General features: G+C 46.9%; 22 protein-coding genes. 17 read left to right on the forward strand and 5 right to left on the reverse strand.

What is annotated here, in order from left to right:
• The 12 genes from rplF (at position 1) to rplQ (ending at position 6,532) form a co-directional block, all read left to right on the forward strand.
• Positions 1–534, forward strand: a complete 534-nt coding sequence (rplF, locus tag LZU85_RS16155; RefSeq protein WP_176298376.1) for a 50S ribosomal protein L6 — start codon at positions 1–3, stop codon at positions 532–534.
• A 9-nt stretch (positions 535–543) separates the two neighbouring features.
• Positions 544–897: a 50S ribosomal protein L18 gene (rplR, locus tag LZU85_RS16160; protein ID WP_011078817.1), complete on the forward strand. Its 354-nt coding sequence runs from the start codon at positions 544–546 to the stop codon at positions 895–897.
• A gap of 14 nt (positions 898–911) precedes the next feature.
• Positions 912–1,415, forward strand: a complete 504-nt coding sequence (gene rpsE / locus LZU85_RS16165) for a 30S ribosomal protein S5 (RefSeq protein WP_011078816.1) — start codon at positions 912–914, stop codon at positions 1,413–1,415.
• A 7-nt stretch (positions 1,416–1,422) separates the two neighbouring features.
• Positions 1,423–1,599: a 50S ribosomal protein L30 gene (gene rpmD / locus LZU85_RS16170; RefSeq protein WP_011078815.1), complete on the forward strand. Its 177-nt coding sequence runs from the start codon at positions 1,423–1,425 to the stop codon at positions 1,597–1,599.
• A 6-nt stretch (positions 1,600–1,605) separates the two neighbouring features.
• Positions 1,606–2,040: a 50S ribosomal protein L15 gene (rplO, locus tag LZU85_RS16175; protein WP_011078814.1), complete on the forward strand. Its 435-nt coding sequence runs from the start codon at positions 1,606–1,608 to the stop codon at positions 2,038–2,040.
• 20 nt (positions 2,041–2,060) lie between these two features.
• Positions 2,061–3,395, forward strand: coding sequence for a preprotein translocase subunit SecY (gene secY / locus LZU85_RS16180; RefSeq protein WP_176298374.1), 1,335 nt, complete (start codon positions 2,061–2,063; stop codon positions 3,393–3,395).
• Positions 3,396–3,433: 38 nt separating this feature from the next.
• Positions 3,434–3,547, forward strand: a complete 114-nt coding sequence (gene rpmJ / locus LZU85_RS16185; protein ID WP_000868186.1) for a 50S ribosomal protein L36 — start codon at positions 3,434–3,436, stop codon at positions 3,545–3,547.
• A 146-nt stretch (positions 3,548–3,693) separates the two neighbouring features.
• A complete protein-coding gene (gene rpsM / locus LZU85_RS16190) occupies positions 3,694–4,050 on the forward strand; it encodes a 30S ribosomal protein S13 (protein ID WP_011078812.1) in 357 nt (118 codons plus the stop codon).
• Positions 4,051–4,068: 18 nt separating this feature from the next.
• Entirely contained in the window at positions 4,069–4,458 is a 390-nt protein-coding gene (gene rpsK, locus LZU85_RS16195) for a 30S ribosomal protein S11 (protein ID WP_005597095.1), read from the forward strand.
• Positions 4,459–4,485: 27 nt separating this feature from the next.
• Positions 4,486–5,106, forward strand: coding sequence for a 30S ribosomal protein S4 (gene rpsD, locus LZU85_RS16200; RefSeq protein ID WP_176298373.1), 621 nt, complete (start codon positions 4,486–4,488; stop codon positions 5,104–5,106).
• A 23-nt stretch (positions 5,107–5,129) separates the two neighbouring features.
• A complete protein-coding gene (locus LZU85_RS16205; protein WP_010445384.1) occupies positions 5,130–6,122 on the forward strand; it encodes a DNA-directed RNA polymerase subunit alpha in 993 nt (330 codons plus the stop codon).
• A gap of 26 nt (positions 6,123–6,148) precedes the next feature.
• Entirely contained in the window at positions 6,149–6,532 is a 384-nt protein-coding gene (gene rplQ, locus LZU85_RS16210; RefSeq protein WP_011078810.1) for a 50S ribosomal protein L17, read from the forward strand.
• Between the two features lie 213 nt (positions 6,533–6,745).
• Here rplQ and LZU85_RS16215 read toward each other — a convergent pair whose 3' ends face one another.
• Positions 6,746–7,366: a BamJ family beta-barrel-assembly machinery protein gene (locus tag LZU85_RS16215; protein WP_176298372.1), complete on the reverse strand. Its 621-nt coding sequence runs from the start codon at positions 7,364–7,366 to the stop codon at positions 6,746–6,748.
• A gap of 227 nt (positions 7,367–7,593) precedes the next feature.
• Here LZU85_RS16215 and LZU85_RS16220 point away from each other — a divergent pair, with 227 nt between their 5' ends.
• Positions 7,594–8,157 (forward strand): LysM-like peptidoglycan-binding domain-containing protein, encoded by a 564-nt coding sequence (locus tag LZU85_RS16220; protein ID WP_176298371.1) that lies wholly within the window; start codon positions 7,594–7,596, stop codon positions 8,155–8,157.
• A 67-nt stretch (positions 8,158–8,224) separates the two neighbouring features.
• On the opposite strand, the gene LZU85_RS16225 is transcribed toward LZU85_RS16220, so the two are convergent.
• The 4 genes from LZU85_RS16225 to cpdB form a co-directional block, all read right to left on the reverse strand.
• Positions 8,225–9,118: a DMT family transporter gene (locus tag LZU85_RS16225; RefSeq protein WP_237287750.1), complete on the reverse strand. Its 894-nt coding sequence runs from the start codon at positions 9,116–9,118 to the stop codon at positions 8,225–8,227.
• Complete coding sequence (locus tag LZU85_RS16230) at positions 9,115–9,570, reverse strand: GNAT family N-acetyltransferase (protein ID WP_237287752.1); 456 nt, start codon at positions 9,568–9,570, stop codon at positions 9,115–9,117. Before LZU85_RS16230 ends, LZU85_RS16225 begins: the two co-directional genes overlap by 4 nt.
• A gap of 70 nt (positions 9,571–9,640) precedes the next feature.
• A complete protein-coding gene (locus LZU85_RS16235; protein ID WP_237287753.1) occupies positions 9,641–10,213 on the reverse strand; it encodes a Crp/Fnr family transcriptional regulator in 573 nt (190 codons plus the stop codon).
• Between the two features lie 71 nt (positions 10,214–10,284).
• Positions 10,285–12,246 (reverse strand): 2',3'-cyclic-nucleotide 2'-phosphodiesterase, encoded by a 1,962-nt coding sequence (gene cpdB, locus LZU85_RS16240; RefSeq protein WP_237287754.1) that lies wholly within the window; start codon positions 12,244–12,246, stop codon positions 10,285–10,287.
• 273 nt (positions 12,247–12,519) lie between these two features.
• Between cpdB and cobA the strand changes: the two genes are divergently transcribed.
• The 4 genes from cobA to LZU85_RS16260 all read left to right on the forward strand — a co-directional run bounded on the left by cobA (position 12,520) and on the right by LZU85_RS16260 (position 17,613).
• Positions 12,520–13,395 carry a uroporphyrinogen-III C-methyltransferase gene (gene cobA / locus LZU85_RS16245; RefSeq protein ID WP_419795978.1) on the forward strand — a complete coding sequence of 292 codons (876 nt, stop codon included), beginning with the start codon at positions 12,520–12,522 and terminating at the stop codon, positions 13,393–13,395.
• A gap of 57 nt (positions 13,396–13,452) precedes the next feature.
• Positions 13,453–14,361 carry a sulfate adenylyltransferase subunit CysD gene (gene cysD / locus LZU85_RS16250; protein ID WP_237287755.1) on the forward strand — a complete coding sequence of 303 codons (909 nt, stop codon included), beginning with the start codon at positions 13,453–13,455 and terminating at the stop codon, positions 14,359–14,361.
• 17 nt (positions 14,362–14,378) lie between these two features.
• Complete coding sequence (gene cysN / locus LZU85_RS16255) at positions 14,379–15,806, forward strand: sulfate adenylyltransferase subunit CysN (protein ID WP_237287756.1); 1,428 nt, start codon at positions 14,379–14,381, stop codon at positions 15,804–15,806.
• 82 nt (positions 15,807–15,888) lie between these two features.
• A complete protein-coding gene (locus LZU85_RS16260) occupies positions 15,889–17,613 on the forward strand; it encodes an SLC13 family permease (RefSeq protein ID WP_237287757.1) in 1,725 nt (574 codons plus the stop codon).
• Positions 17,614–17,616 lie beyond the last annotated feature (3 nt).

Raw genomic sequence — 17,616 nt, forward strand, 5'->3', positions numbered from 1 at the left:
ATGTCTCGTGTTGCTAAAGCACCTGTCGCTATTCCAGCTGGCGTAGAGGTGAAACTGAACGGCCAAGAAATCACTGTAAAAGGTGCTAAAGGTGAACTATCTCGCGTTATCAACAACGCAGTAGTTGTCGCTCAGGAAGAAAACAAGCTAACTTTCGGTCCTCGCGAAGGTGTTGCTAACGCATGGGCTCAAGCAGGTACTGCTCGCGCTCTAGTTAACAACATGGTTGTAGGTGTTACTGAAGGCTTTACCCGTAAGCTAACCCTTAAGGGTGTAGGTTACCGTGCTGCTATTAAAGGCAACGCGGTTGGTCTAACTCTTGGCTTCTCTCACCCAGTTGAGCATGAATTGCCAGCGGGTATCAAAGCTGAGTGTCCTAGCCAAACTGAAATCGTTTTAACTGGTTGTGATAAGCAGTTGATCGGTCAAGTAGCAGCTGACATTCGTGCTTACCGCGCGCCTGAGCCTTACAAAGGTAAAGGTATTCGTTACGCAGATGAAAATGTGCGTAGTAAAGAAGCTAAGAAGAAGTAAGGTAACACTATGGATAAGAAAGCATCTCGCATCCGTCGTGCTACACGTGCACGTCGTAAGATTGCAGAACTTGGTGCAACTCGCCTGGTAGTACACCGTACTCCTCGCCACGTTTACGCTCAAGTTATCGCGGCAAACGGCTCTGAGGTTATCGCAGCAGCTTCTACTGTAGAAAAAGCGATCCGTGAGCAAGTGAAATACACTGGTAACATCGAAGCAGCTAAAGCAGTTGGTAAAGCTGTAGCAGAGCGCGCTCTTGAAAAAGGCGTATCTACTGTTGCATTCGATCGTTCTGGTTTCCAATACCACGGTCGAGTAGCGGCGCTAGCAGATTCTGCTCGCGAAGCTGGTCTGAAATTCTAAGGTAGGGTTGGAAGATGGCTAAAGAACAACAAGTTCAAGCGAATGATTTGCAAGAAAAGCTAATCGCAGTTAACCGTGTTTCTAAAACGGTTAAAGGTGGTCGAATCATGAGCTTTACTGCACTAACAGTAGTTGGTGATGGTAATGGTCGTGTAGGTTTCGGTTACGGCAAAGCACGTGAAGTACCTGCAGCGATCCAAAAAGCAATGGAAAAAGCGCGTCGTAACATGGTTACTATCGCACTTAACGAAGGCACACTTCACCACCCAGTGAAAGGTCGCCACTCGGGCTCTAAAGTTTACATGCAGCCTGCTGCAGAAGGTACTGGTGTTATCGCAGGTGGTGCGATGCGTGCAGTACTAGAAGTTGCTGGTGTACACAACGTACTGTCTAAAGCGTACGGTTCTACTAACCCAATCAACATCGTTCGTGCAACGATTGATGCGCTAGTAGACGTTAAGTCACCAGAAATGGTTGCTGCTAAACGTGGTCTAACTGTTGAAGCTATTTCGGAGTAAGAACACCATGGCAACTATCAAAGTAACACAAACTAAAAGCTCAATTGGTCGTCTACCTAAGCACAAAGCTACACTTCGTGGTCTAGGTCTTCGTCGTATCAACCACACAGTAGAACTTGAAGATACTCCGTGTATTCGCGGTATGATCAACAAGGTTTACTACATGGTTAAAGTTGAGGAGTAATCAGAAATGCGTTTGAATACTCTATCACCGGCTGCTGGCTCTAAGCATGCTCCTAAGCGTGTAGGTCGCGGTATCGGTTCTGGCCTTGGTAAAACAGGTGGCCGTGGTCACAAAGGTCAAAAGTCACGTTCTGGCGGTAAAGTTCGTCCAGGTTTTGAAGGCGGTCAGATGCCTCTAAAACAACGTCTACCAAAATTCGGTTTCACTTCTCGTAAGAGTCTAGTGTCTGCTGAAGTTCGCGTAGCTGAGCTAGCGAAAGTAACTGGTGACGTGGTAGATCTAAACAGCCTTAAAGCTGCTAACGTTATCACCAAAAACATTGAGAACGTGAAAATCGTTCTTTCTGGTGAAATTAACAAGGCAGTGACTGTTAAAGGTCTACGTGTGACTAAAGGCGCTAAAGCTGCAATCGAAGCTGCAGGCGGCAAAATCGAGGAATAATCTCGAGGAACGAGGTACAGATGGCTAAGAAACCAGGACAAGATTTTCGTAGTGCTCAGAGCGGCTTAAGTGAATTAAAGTCGCGCTTATTATTCGTAATTGGTGCACTTTTAGTATTCCGAGCTGGCTCATTTGTGCCGATTCCTGGTATTGACGCAGCTGTACTTGCCGATTTGTTCGAACAGCAAAAAGGTACCATCGTTGAAATGTTTAACATGTTCTCCGGTGGTGCTCTTGAGCGTGCATCTATTTTAGCTCTGGGCATCATGCCGTATATTTCGGCATCTATTGTTGTCCAGTTGCTAACTGTAGTTCATCCAGCGTTAGCTGAACTCAAGAAAGAGGGTGAAGCAGGCCGTCGTAAGATCAGCCAATATACACGCTACGGCACGCTTGTACTTGCAACATTCCAAGCTATTGGTATTGCAACTGGCCTACCAAACATGGTCGACAATCTGGTCGTTATCGACCAAACCATGTTTACGCTAATTGCTACCGTGAGTTTAGTAACCGGCACCATGTTCTTGATGTGGTTAGGTGAACAAATTACAGAGCGTGGAATTGGTAACGGTATCTCGTTACTTATCTTTGCAGGTATTGTTGCTGGATTGCCTTCGGCAATCGGTCAAACAATCGAGCAAGCGCGTCAAGGTGAATTGCATGTACTTCTTCTGCTGTTAATCGCAGTTTTGGCTTTTGCTGTTATTTATTTCGTTGTTTTCATGGAGCGTGGTCAGCGTCGTATCGTTGTTAACTACGCGAAGCGTCAACAAGGTCGTAAAGTGTTTGCAGCGCAAAGCTCGCACCTACCATTGAAAATTAATATGGCTGGTGTAATTCCTGCGATTTTCGCATCAAGCATTATCCTGTTCCCTGGAACATTGGCCCAGTGGTTCGGTCAGAATGGTGAAAGCAGCGCGTTTGGTTGGTTAACTGACGTGTCATTGGCTCTAAGTCCTGGTCAACCTCTGTATGTAATGCTTTATGCAGCAGCGATTATTTTCTTCTGTTTCTTCTACACGGCGTTGGTTTTCAACCCGCGTGAAACAGCAGATAACCTGAAGAAGTCAGGTGCATTCGTACCCGGTATCCGCCCAGGCGAGCAGACAGCCAAGTACATTGATAAAGTAATGACGCGTTTGACCTTAGCTGGTGCGCTATATATTACCTTTATCTGTCTGATTCCGGAGTTCATGATGGTCGCGTGGAACGTACGTTTCTACTTCGGCGGTACATCACTACTTATCGTAGTGGTTGTTATCATGGACTTTATGGCACAGGTACAGACACATTTGATGTCTCATCAATATGAGTCTGTGTTGAAGAAAGCGAATCTGAAAGGCTACGGCCGTTAATCCGGCGGTAGTTTCAGTTTCAATTACGGAGTTTAGCAATGAAAGTTCGTGCTTCCGTTAAAAAAATCTGCCGTAACTGTAAAGTAATCAAGCGTAACGGTGTCGTTCGCGTGATTTGCAGTGAGCCAAAGCACAAGCAGCGCCAAGGCTAATCAGCAGAAATTTTTACTTGAAATAAAAGGTAGTGTCGAGTATATTCCTCGGCCTACCTTTTGCGTGCAAAAGAAGTAGTATCCCGCAGCGTATCCGACACGGGCTTTGCTGCGGATAATTCTTTTATGAAAACTAGGAGTGAATAATGGCCCGTATTGCAGGCATTAACATTCCTGATCAAAAACATGCTGTAATCGCACTAACTGCGATCTACGGTATCGGTAAGACTCGCTCAAAAGCTATCCTAGCTGACGTGGGTATTGCTGAAGATGTTAAGATCAGTGAACTAACTGAAGAGCAGATCGATCAACTGCGTGATGGTGTAGCTAAGTACACTGTAGAAGGTGATCTACGTCGTGAAGTATCTATGAACATCAAGCGTCTTATGGACCTTGGCTGTTACCGTGGTCTTCGTCATCGTCGCAGTCTACCTCTACGTGGACAGCGTACTAAAACCAACGCTCGCACCCGTAAGGGTCCGCGTAAGCCGATCAAGAAATAATCGGGAAGGTAGAGTACAATGGCTAAACAACCAACTCGCGCGCGCAAGCGCGTACGCAAGCAAGTTGCGGATGGCGTTGCGCACATCCATGCTTCTTTCAATAACACAATCGTAACCATCACTGACCGTCAAGGTAACGCTCTTGCATGGGCAACTGCAGGTGGTTCAGGTTTCCGTGGTTCTCGTAAGTCTACTCCGTTCGCTGCACAGGTTGCTGCTGAGCGTTGTGCTGAAATGGCTAAAGAATACGGTCTAAAGAACTTGGAAGTTATGGTTAAGGGTCCTGGTCCAGGTCGCGAGTCTACTGTTCGCGCACTGAATGCAGCTGGTTACCGCATCACAAACATCGTTGATGCTACGCCAATCCCTCATAACGGTTGTCGTCCACCGAAGAAACGTCGCGTTTAACGTTTCTAGGAAGATTGGAGAAGAATCATGGCAAGATATTTGGGTCCTAAGCTGAAGCTTAGCCGTCGTGAAGGCACTGACTTATTCCTTAAGTCTGGTGTACGCGCGATCGATACCAAGTGTAAAATTGATAACGCACCAGGTGTACACGGCGCTCGTCGCGGTCGTCTATCTGAGTATGGCGTTCAGCTTCGTGAGAAGCAAAAAGTACGTCGTATGTACGGCGTTCTAGAAAAACAATTCCGTAACTACTACGCAGAAGCTGCTCGTCTTAAAGGCAACACAGGTGAAAACCTACTTCAGCTTCTTGAAGGTCGTCTTGATAACGTAGTTTACCGCATGGGCTTTGGTGCAACTCGCGCAGAAGCACGTCAGCTAGTTAGCCACAAAGCTATCCTAGTAAACGGTAAAGTTGTAAACGTTCCTTCTTTCAAAGTAGCGGCTAACGACGTTGTTTCTATTCGCGAGAAAGCTAAACAGCAATCTCGTATTAAAGCAGCTCTAGAAGTTGCTGAACAACGTGAAAAACCAACTTGGATTGAAGTCGATGGTGGCAAGATGGAAGGTACATTCAAGCGTATGCCTGAACGTTCAGATCTATCAGCTGACATCAACGAACAATTGATCGTCGAGCTTTACTCTAAGTAAGGTTAAACTAAAGAGAGGACACAATGCAGGGTTCTGTAACAGAATTTCTTAAGCCACGTCTAGTTGACATCGAACAGATCAGCTCGACTCACGCAAAAGTAACTCTTGAGCCATTGGAGCGTGGTTTCGGCCATACTCTAGGTAATGCACTACGCCGTATTCTTCTATCTTCTATGCCAGGTTGTGCTGTGACAGAAGTAGAAATTGAAGGCGTTCTTCATGAGTACAGTACGAAAGAAGGCGTTCAAGAAGATATTCTTGAAATCCTACTAAACCTTAAGGGTTTGGCTGTACGTGTTGCCGAAGGCAAAGATGAAGTGTTCATTACACTGAACAAATCAGGCTCGGGCCCTGTGGTTGCAGGTGACATCACCCATGACGGTGATGTAGAGATCGCTAACCCTGAACACGTTATTTGTCATCTAACGGATGACAACGCAGAGATCGCAATGCGCATCAAAGTAGAACGTGGTCGTGGTTATGTTCCAGCTTCTGCTCGTATCCATACTGAAGAAGATGAGCGTCCAATCGGTCGCCTACTAGTAGATGCTACTTACAGCCCTGTAGACAAAATTGCCTACGCTGTAGAAGCAGCTCGTGTAGAACAACGCACTGATTTAGACAAGCTTGTTATCGATATGGAAACGAACGGTACTCTTGAGCCTGAGGAAGCAATCCGTCGTGCAGCAACTATTCTTGCTGAACAATTGGATGCGTTCGTAGATCTTCGTGATGTACGTGTACCTGAGGAGAAGGAAGAGAAGCCAGAATTCGATCCGATCCTACTGCGTCCTGTAGACGATCTTGAACTAACAGTTCGCTCTGCCAACTGTTTGAAAGCAGAAGCGATTCACTACATCGGTGATCTAGTACAACGTACTGAGGTTGAGCTACTTAAAACTCCAAACCTTGGTAAGAAGTCTCTTACAGAGATTAAAGACGTACTTGCGTCACGTGGTTTGTCTCTGGGCATGCGCCTAGAAAACTGGCCACCTGCATCAATCGCTGAAGATTAATCGATACTAGTTAGAAGGATTAGGTCATGCGCCATCGTAAGAGTGGTCGTCAACTCAACCGCAACAGCTCACATCGCAAAGCGATGTTCAGCAACATGGCTAGCTCTCTTGTACGTCATGAAGTTATCAAGACTACATTGCCAAAAGCTAAAGAGCTACGTCGCGTAGTTGAGCCTTTGATTACACTAGCTAAGACTGACAGTGTTGCTAACCGTCGTCTTGCGTTTGCACGTACTCGTGACAACGAAGTAGTTGCAAAGCTATTTAACGAACTAGGTCCACGTTTTGCTGCTCGTCAGGGCGGTTACACTCGTATCCTAAAAGCTGGCTTCCGTGCTGGTGATAAAGCTCCAATGGCTTACATTGAGCTTGTAGATCGCCCAGCTGCAGAAGAAGCTGCTGCTGAGTAATCAGGTTCGTAAGAACGGAAAAGCCGAGCATTAGCTCGGCTTTTTTGTTGACACAACCATGTAAGGTTGGCAAAAATTCCGCACCTCGCACCTCGCACCTCGCACCTCGCACCTCGCACCTCGCACCTCGCACCTCGCACCTCGCACCTCGCACCTCGCATATAAAAAAAGCCGACCGAAGTCAGCTTTTGCAATCCGTATAGAAATTACTGCTTAAACGATATCTAGCAGTTCTACTTCAAATACAAGTGCTGCAAATGGAGGGATAGATGCACCCGCACCACGCTCACCGTAAGCAAGATCGTGTGGGATGTAGAGTTTCCATTTAGAGCCTACAGGCATCAGTTGTAGTGCTTCAACCCAACCTTTAATCACGCCTGTTACTGGGAATTGTGCTGGTTGACCACGTGATACTGAGCTATCGAATACCGTCCCATCAACCAGTTCACCGTGGTAGTGAACACGTACAGTTTTGTCTGAAGTTGGGATTTCACCATTACCTTCAGTAATGATTTCGTATTGAAGGCCAGATTCAAGAACCGTGACTTCTGAACGAAGCGCGTTGTCTTTTAGGAAGGCTTCGCCGTCAGCCGCTGCCGCTTTTGCCGCTTCTGCACGAGCAGATTCTGCGCGAGTGTACAGCTCATGTAGTGCTTTGTTGATTTCGTCTACTTCTACCGCTGGCATGTCGCCAGTTAGAGATGTTGCGATACCCGCAGCGATGGCAGCAACGTTTAGGCCATCTAGACCTGAACCTGCTAGCTGCTGGCCCATTTGTAGGCCGATACCGTAGCTTGCTTTCTCTTCTACGGTTTCAAATTTAATGTCAGACATAAAAGTCACTCTTATTGAACGAATAAAGGCGAAAGGATAACAGTTTCAGCCCGATGTTTAAACGTTTCATCTCTCATCAAAAGGCCTTAAGAGAACCCGGGTGTTTGTTTTTGTTCACGCTTTTAAACCATTTTTACTTGGGAATGACTAACACTTGCAGCAAAGCACTATACTCAGCTGATTTGTATTTTTATACTTAAGTGCAAAGGGTTTGAGGAAGCACTAGCATGAATCGACGTAAAAAGAAAAAAGCGCAGGTTGATTATATTGCGCTGATAAAACAGCGTGTCGCTAATTTTGATGCAAAAGCCAAACTCATGGCTACACGCCAGCTCTGGCAGAGGTTGCCACGTCTCCATCAGCGTGCACTTTATGTTCTGGTGCCGATATTGTTGATTTTATTGGTTTGGCCAGCAAGTGAGCCTAAACAACAAGAGCTGGTGACGAAGGCACCACAACGTGTATCGTTAGATATCGATACCACGGGCTTGAGTGAGCAACGCACACAAGAGCAAAAAAGCTTAAAATCAGTCGCTTGGAAGGAGTATCTGGTACGCGATGGGGACACTTTGTCGCAAGTATTTCGTAACAACCAACTTGCTATGTCTGACCTCAATGCCTTGGTGAGGATCGAAGGGGATGACAAGCCTTTGAGTCAAATTAAACAAGGTCAGTTGGTGCGATTTAAGCTCAATGATGCTGGGCAACTGGATATTTTGCAGCTTGAGAAAGGCGCCACTTCGGTCATGTTCTTCCGTCTTTCCGATGGTGGCTTTGGCCGTAGCAAGTAACGATTAGCTTTGCCAAGTTGACGTTTAGTTACTGAGAAATAGGGCACACTGAGTGTGCCTTATTCTTTCATTCCTCGTACGAGGAGTTGCTGTCACGGATGGTCTCTTTTGCTCGATGTTTCTTTCTCAATCTTAGATGCTGGATAGGCATTAAAGGCAATATGATTAAAAGAATGCCCAGCCAAGTGAAGGTGTCCGGTATTTCACTGAACCATACGATGCCAATCACCGTCACGAAGATCAATCCAGAGTACTCCGAAAGCGCAATTTGGCCTGCGGGTGCTTTCCGATAGGCCGCTACGGCTAACCCGTTATAACCAAGAATGCACAGTGCGCTAATAGCAACGTATAGAACGTGATCTAACTGGATGGGTTGCCAGAATAAGGCCGCCAGCAATGCTGACACGGGTAGGGAAAAGAGCGTGGTCCACCACAATGTTGTCACTACCGATTGTTGCGCTGGTAGCTTTCTTACCAAGATATTGAACAGAGCTAATGTTGCAGCTGTGCCCAAAGCACATAAGGCGGCCCAATGGAAATGTGATGGTCTCAACACAATCAAAACACCAATAAAGCCGATAGTGGTTGCGATGATTTTGCCTAAAGAAGGGCGCTCTTTTAATAGCCAGACCGAGAGTGGCAACATGAGTAGCGGTGCTGCGTAGAAAATGGCGTTGGCCGTGGCGAGTGGTAAATAGGTGATTGATACCATCATGCAACCGCTACCAACTAAAATCAGGTGTGCGCGGGTTAGAGTCACCTTAGGTTGCGATAATGAGCGTAGCTTGCGGCCTTGTGTTAACCAAAAAGGAGTCAATATGAGAAATGAGCACAGCTGGCGTAAAAACATGTATTGAAAGGGTGAAATGCCACCGTCGAGCAGTTTCACCGCCACGTCAGAAAGGGTGGCGAATAGATTACCCAAAACCAACAGAGCAATAGCGACTTGAGGCGTTGTCATTTCGCGTGCTTTTTCATATCGACATGAGGTATGCCATCTTCTAAGTACATCTCTGATGTAGTTTGAAAACCATGGTGCTGATAGAAACCTTCTAAGTGTTGTTGAGCACCGATCTCGATTGAGGCTCCGGGCCAAAGCTGCTCACAGTGCGTTAAGGCTTGGTTAAGTAGCTGATGTCCCAGTCCTTCGCCGCGTACAGATTTAAGCGTAGCGACTCGACCAATGGAGACATTCTCGTACGTAGTGCCCGCAGGCAACAGACGACTGCACGCGACAAGCTGACTATTTTGGTAACCGAGTAAGTGCTGTACTCCGGGTTTCGTATCATGACCATCCAATTCTGGATAAGGGCAGTTTTGTTCAACAACAAAAACGTCAACACGCAGTTTGAGAAGTTCATAGAGCTGCTGAGTGGAAAGCTGTGAAAAAGGCAGGAGTTGCCATTGGGTCATCGTTATTGTTCCTTACGCCATTGATAAGTGGAATGTACGGCTTGTGTCGCTCGTTTGCCATTAACATAAGTTAAGATTGCCCGTTGCAATAACGATTTTTTATCCTACTCAAGCTGACCGGTGTGATGCCTAAATACGCGGCAATTTGTTTATCACTTAATCTCTCTAACAAGGTTGGGAAAGAATCTTTAAATAGCTGGTATTTTTGCTCCGGTGTATACAGCAGTAAAAAGCGTTCTTTCCGCTCTTTATACAGCAGTTGTGTTTCCAACAGCTTAACGTAAAGCGGATGATGGGTTTCTCGCCACTGTTTAAAAACCTCGATTGGGAAAGTCAGTAAATGAACCGGAGAGAGCGTCTCAAGCAGAAAAGGGCTGGCTTGTTGTGAAATGAGGCTTTCAAAGCCGATCATCCAATCCACTTCCCAATAGAACTCTTTGCTAAATTCTTTACCTTCTTCGGTGAGATAACAGGCCTGGCAAAGTCCATCGAGCAGAAAATAGATCTGTTGTGGCTGCTCACCTTGGTGAGTAAGGATATGGCGAGTAGGGAGTTGTAGCTCTTTGGCGTGCTCACTGATCATCGCAATATCACTGGGCGTTAAGTTCAGTGTGGCTAAGTGTTGTGTAAAACGAGTATCCATATCGCTCCCATAAAAAAACCGTTGCCTTATGACAACGGTTTGAGTTTAAAGATATCTCTTCATCAGAAAAGTTATTTTTGCAGATCGACTTGGTAAACCGCGAAACCAACGTCGTCGGTCGCTACTTGTTTCATCGGATAAACACCTTTGTCCTTGATAAACTGCGCCGCTTTTTCACTTGGTGAGGTTTCAAAACGAATATCAAGCGCTTTGTCCGACTTAATTGGTGCGAAAGTCCAGTTATTGTCAGCACTTGGTGTCACTTCGCCTTTCTCTTGGCTAACGCGAGAAATATAGTTTGCTACCACGGTGCGGTTTTCATCTGGAGAATCGAATGCGACAAACTCTGAGCCAGTGCCAGGGAACTTGTTGCTATAAGCACGGTAGTTGTTGGTTGCAATAATGAACGTTTGCTTCACATCGATCGGCTTGCCTTGGTACGTTAAGCCTATTACACGCTGTGCGTCTGGGTTGATCACCTTACAATCACCATCGTATTTCGCAGGCTTAGTGATGTCGATCTGGTAGTTAACGCCATCGATCACATCAAAGTTGTAAGTGCGGAAGCCATCCCAATCGATCAGAGATTGAGGTGCGGTGCTGTTTACGTCGATTTGTTTGAATTGACCCGCGCTGCATTCCAGCCACTCTTTCACTTCGTGACCAGTGACTTTCATCGCCACCAGTGTATTCGGATAGAGGTACAAATCCGCCGCGTTACGGAAGGTGAGCTGACCAGATTCTACCTCAGTAAAGTTGGCCGGATCGTTTTTGCGACCACCGGCTTTAAAGGGGGCTGCGGCAGAAAGAACTGGGAGACCTGCGAGATCGGGATCGCCTTGGATAAAACGCTCTACGTAGTCTTTTTGCGCCAAGTTAACAATTTGCACGGTTGGGTCGTCTTGAACCAAGGCGAGGAAGCTGTACATCACGTCATTCGCCTTACCGATAGGTTGGTTAACGAACTCACGAGTGCCTTTGTGATCCGCTTCCAGTGCTTTTACCATCGCAGGATCGGCATCGACTAGGGGTTGCTTGGTCGCTTTGTCGAAAATTGGGCGCGCTTCGGTTTGTCCTTTAACAACCGTCCATTTACCTTCTTTTTGCTGCAGCTCTAAGTCAATAATACCGACATGGCTACCCCAGCGGCCTGGCATTACCGCAGCAACACCATTGATGGTGCCTGCTTGATTATCGACACCTTGGATGTTGTCAAAGCCTTTGCCTGGGAACACGGCGTGGGAGTGGCCAAACGCAATTGCATCAATGCCGTCCACTTCTGAGAGATAGTACACCGAGTTTTCAGCACCAATTTTGTATGGATCGGATGAAACACCGGAATGCGGGATAGCGACGATGACATCAGCACCCTCTTTTTTCATCTGTGGAACCAGCTCTTCAGCGGTTTCACGAATATCTCTGGCGAAGACCTTGCCTTCTAGGTTTTTCTTGTCCCAAACCATGATTTGAGGTGGAACAAAACCAATGTAACCCACTTTGATAGTGTGTTCTGCGCCGTTGACATCTTTGAACACATGTTCCTTGATAAGGTATGGTTTGAAGTAGTGCTTGCCCGTTTTCTTATCAAACACGTTGGCGCTGACATACGGGAAATCTGCGTCGTTAATCGTTTCTGCTAAGAATTCTAAACCGTAGTTAAACTCATGGTTTCCGATGTTACCGACATCATAGTTCAATTGATTCATCGCTTTGTAAACAGGATGAACCTCACCGACTTCAATGCCCTTTGCAGCCATATAGTCACCCATTGGACTGCCTTGAATCAAATCACCATTATCAACCAACACGCTGTTGACCACTTCGCCACGAGCTTGTTTTACCAAAGTTGCTGCGCGTGTCAGACCAATTTGTTGTGACGGTTTGTCTTTGTAGTAGTCGTAGTCCATAACATTGGTATGGATGTCTGTGGTTTCGACGATACGTAATTTGATGGTCTCTGCCATTGCTGGTCCAGCCATCACTAACATACTGGTCAACACAGCGAGAGATAGGGGTTTCACTGCCAGTTTCATCGTTTGCTCCAAAAAGAGGTTTGCGGAAATAACGGTGATTAATGTAACAAATAATTATGAAACCCATATTGAACAGCATGTTGAATTGTGATTTTGAGCAATTACTTTAGCGTGTAGTGCTTGCTGGATCTCATCTGATGCCGATTTTTTCAACAATGTCGACTAATGAGTAATCGTTCCTTAGCAGTTTTTTGAATAAAAAATGAAATTTTAGAATTTCAGGTAATATGAAGAGCTCGCCATAATGCACACATCAATAGGTTCGATGGAAAGATGACCATGGCAAAAAAGGACACAGCAACGGTTTTCCCTTTTAAGCGCCCAAGTACTGTGGCGAGCAATTCGGTGGCAAATCGTTATGGCCATAGTCAACTAAAAGCGGGTGAAGTTGCCTTAGTGGGTGCGGGGCCAGGTGATCCAGAATTACTCACATTAAAAGCGCTTAACTATCTGCAGCAAGCCGATGTGGTGTTGTATGACTACCTTGTTTCCGAAGAAATCATGGCTTTGGTGCCGAGTGAGACGATTCTGGTGTGTGTGGGTAAACGTGCTGGCCATCATAGTGTGCCGCAAGAAAAAACCAACCAGCTATTGGTCGACTTTGCCAAACAAGGCCACAAAGTGGTACGCATCAAAGGTGGCGATCCTTTTGTCTTTGGCCGCGGTGGCGAAGAACTCGAAGTGCTGGCCGATGCGGGGATCAATTTCCAAGTGGTGCCGGGGATCACCGCCGCCGCTGGTGCCACTGCCTACGCAGGCATTCCACTGACCCACCGAGATTACGCGCAGTCCGCTATGTTTATTACAGGGCATCTCAAAGCGGAAAGCGATCAAATGGATTGGTCGACTCTGGCGCGAGGTCAGCAAACACTGGTGATCTACATGGGGTTGATGAAGTCCAACTACATCCAAGAACAACTGATCAAGCATGGTCGTGCTCCTCACACGCCAATTGCGATCATCGAACGTGGTACGCAGTTATCGCAGAAAGTATTCAAAGGTCAGTTAGCCGAGTTGGCTGATTTGGCCAAGCAAGCCGAGGCTCCAGCACTGATCGTGATTGGTGAAGTAGTGCAGTTGTCTCAGAAATTAGATTGGTTCTTATCTGGTAGTCGAAGCATCAATAGTGCTATTGCCAACTCAATGTAATCGTTACCAAAGATTTAGGGATACGTATAAACCAACCGGTTTAAAAAGGAAATAACTATGGATCAACAACGCCTGACTCACTTGAAGCAGCTGGAAGCTGAAAGCATTCACATTATCCGTGAAGTGGCTGCTGAGTTCGACAATCCTGTAATGATGTACTCAATCGGCAAAGACTCTTCGGTCATGCTGCACCTAGCACGCAAAGCCTTCTATCCTGGAAAAATTCCTTTCCCACTATTACACGTGGATACCGATTGGAAGTTCCGCGAAATGATCGAGTTTCGTGACCGTACCGCACAAAAGTATGGTTTTGAGTTGTTGGTGCACAAAAACCCCGAAGGTCTCGCAATGGGCATTAACCCGTTCGACCATGGTTCTTCTAAGCATACCGACATCATGAAAACACAAGGTCTCAAGCAAGCATTGAACAAGTATGGTTTTGATGCTGCTTTTGGTGGGGCTCGTCGTGATGAAGAGAAGTCACGAGCGAAAGAGCGTGTCTACTCGTTCCGCGACAAAAACCACACTTGGGATCCGAAGAATCAGCGCCCTGAGTTGTGGAAAACCTATAACGGTCAAGTAAATAAAGGCGAAAGTATCCGCGTGTTCCCGCTGTCGAACTGGACCGAATTGGATATTTGGCAATACATCTACCTAGAGAACATTGAGATTGTACCGCTGTATCTTGCGGCAAAACGTCCGGTGGTTGAGCGTGATGGCATGCTGATCATGGTGGATGATGACCGTATGAAACTCAAAGAGGGTGAAGTGGTTGAAGAGAAAAGCGTACGCTTCCGTACCCTCGGTTGTTACCCACTGACCGGCGCGATCGAGTCAGAAGCGAATACGCTGACAGGTATCATTGAAGAGATGCTGGTCACGACTTCCAGTGAACGTCAAGGACGAGCCATCGACCACGATCAATCGGGCTCGATGGAACTGAAAAAACGTCAGGGTTATTTCTAAGGATCTAAGGAAAGAATATGAATAGTGCAGTTCAAGCTCAGCTCGCTGAGTTAGGTATTGAAGGTTACCTAAATCAACATCAACACAAATCACTACTTAGATTCCTCACCTGTGGTTCAGTAGATGATGGTAAAAGTACCCTGATTGGTCGTTTGCTTCACGACTCAAAACAGATTTATGAAGATCAATTGGCCGCTGTGCATAACGATAGCCAGCGCGTCGGTACCACCGGCAGCCGTCCAGACTTGGCGTTGTTGGTCGATGGTCTACAAGCGGAGCGTGAGCAAGGCATCACCATCGATGTGGCTTACCGTTACTTTTCAACCCAGAAGCGTAAGTTCATTATCGCCGACACTCCGGGGCATGAGCAGTACACGCGTAACATGGCAACTGGTGCTTCGACCTGTGATCTTGCGGTTATTTTGATCGATGCTCGTAAAGGGGTGTTGGATCAAACACGTCGCCACTCGTTTATCTCCAACTTGCTTGGCCTGAAACACTTTGTGGTGGCGGTGAACAAAATGGACTTGGTGGAATTCTCTCAACAGCGTTTTGAAGAGATTAAAGCCGAATACCAAGCGTTTTCTAAGAATCTTCGTGGTGAAACGGATATTCAAATTATCCCAATCTCTGCTCTGGAAGGCGACAACGTGGTTGAACTAAGCCAGCAAATGGCTTGGTACCAAGGCCCGACACTACTGGAAATTTTGGAATCGGTGGACGTAGTAAAAGAGAAAGAAGCGGGTGAGTTCCGTTTCCCTGTTCAATACGTTAATCGTCCGAACCTCGATTTCCGTGGTTTTGCTGGCACCATCTCGTCCGGAGTGGTCCAAGTGGGCGATCGCATTACCGCGTTGCCATCGGGTAAGAGTTCAACCGTTGCGCGCATCGTCACTTTTGATGGTGACCTTGAACAAGCACAAGCGGGTTTGGCCGTAACGCTCACGTTAGCCGATGAAATCGACATCAGCCGCGGTGATCTGATTGTTCATCAAGGAACAGATGTGGAACTGACTAACCACTTCGCCGCCGATGTGGTGTGGATGACTGAGCAGCCACTTCAACCAGGGCGTGATTACGATATCAAGATCGCTGGTAAGAAAACCATCGGCCGTGTTGAGCACATTCATCATCAATATGACATCAACAACCTGTCAACACACAGTGCGGCAGAACTTCCGCTCAACGGTATTGGTTTGTGTGAATGGACGTTGAACGAGTCGATTGCCCTCGATAACTACCAAGATTGTGCCGACACGGGTGGTTTCATCATCATCGACCGTCTTACCAACGTTACGGTAGGCGCGGGCATGGTGAGTGAGAGTTTGGTGGATGTGCAGAAAGCCGTTGGCGATTACTCGGCATTTGAAATTGAACTCAATGCTCTGATTCGTAAACACTTCCCTCATTGGGATGCGAAGGATTTGAGCCAGTTGCTGAAGTAAGCACGGCGCACAAGTCAGTGAAATAATCAGAAATCAATTGTAGTCATGGGAGAGACACGCTCTCCCTTTGTGGGGATGTAGTATGTGGGAGCAAGGATTTGTATTGGCGGTGTTGCTGGGCATCATCACTTGTCTGCTCGTCACAAAAATAAAGCCAAGCTACATTTTTGCAGGCGCAGCGTTTGCGGCCTTTATGGCGGGGTTAAGTGATTTAACCACCATTGCGGCCAATTTCACTAACTCATCCCTATTAACATTGGTTTTGTTGATCTTAGCGTCAACGGCATTGGAAAAAACGCGTCTCATCAGTTGGGTGAGTCGCAGTATTTCAGAAGGAAGTTTAGTGACGGTGATTGCCAAGTTAGGCTTTTCCACCGCCTTTCTCTCTTCGTTTACCAACAACACCGCAGTGGTCGTGTCGTTGATTGGCGCGATTAAGCGCAACCGACAACACTCTCCATCTAAGTTGTTGATTCCACTATCGTATGCCGCTATTTTTGGTGGCACGCTAACGCTGATTGGTACATCAACCAACTTGATCATCAATAGCTTTGTCGAAGATGCCGGCTTGCCAAGCCTCAATTTCTTCACTCCCACCTTAATTGGATTGGCGGTGGTGCTTGGTGGGGTATTAGTGCTGATCCCATTGAGTTATTTGTTGCCCGATTATGACGAGCAAGGCCAAGATGATTTACCCTATTTTCTCGAAGCGAGGGTCGAACCTGGTTCGCCTTTAGTTGGGCGCACCGTCACTGAAAATAACCTGCGTGCTTTACGTAAGCTGTTTTTGGCCGAAGTGATTCGGGATGGGCGAACGGTCTCATCGGTTGGCCCAGATTTTGTTCTGCAAGCGAAAGACAGACTGCTGTTTTGTGGCGAGGTGGACAGTGTGTCGACATTGCAAGAGATTCAGGGGCTTACTCTGTTTGGCCAGCAGCATCTTAATGGCCAGAACTTTGTCGAAGTCGTGGTGAGCTCCTCCGCAACCTTCTGCAATAAAACGCTAAAATCGAGCCGTTTCCGTGATCGTTTTGATGCGGTCGTGGTGGCAATTCGCCGTGGTCATGAGCGTTTAGAAGGTGGTTTAGGCAATATCACCTTAGCCGCGGGGGATACCTTGGTGGTCGTTCCAGGAAAACGCTTTGAAGCAGAGCGCCAAGCGCACCGCAAAGAGTTTGTGTTGATGAACGATTTAGACTCTAGCGCGCGTTTGGACAGTCACAAATCGGCACTGGTGTTGCTCGGCTTCGCGGCGGTGATTGTTGCTGCATTGGTGGGTTTAGTGCCAATCATCAAAGGGTTAGCCGCCTATCTATTGGCGTTGGTGGTGTTTGGCATCGTGCAACTGAATGAGCTAAGAAGACGCTTTCCGATTGATATTGTGGTGATTGTTGGCTCGGCGCTGTCCATTGCGCAGCTGATGATCAGCTCGGGTTTTTCTGAGCGTATGGGAGGGATGTTCATTGAGGCGTTCAATGGTTGGGGAGTGTTTGGCGCGCTCGTCGCTACCTATGTGATGACCTTAATACTGACTGAGTTAGTGACCAACAACGCTGCCGCTGCCCTCGCTTTTCCCTTGGGCTACAGTATGGCGCTAGGCTATGGCGTTGATCCAATGCCTTTTATCATGGCGGTGCTGTTTGGTGCGAGTGCGAGTTTTATCTCTCCTTATGGTTACCAAACGAACTTGTTGGTTTATAGCGTAGGCAACTATCGTTTGTTGGATTATTTGAAAATTGGCGTACCCATCTCACTGGTCTATTCCGCGCTAGTGCTGACGTTGATTCCGGTTTTCTTCCCGTTTTAAAAA

Source organism: Vibrio floridensis (genome assembly GCF_021852965.1).
GTDB classification, from domain to species: Bacteria; Pseudomonadota; Gammaproteobacteria; order Enterobacterales; family Vibrionaceae; genus Vibrio; species Vibrio floridensis.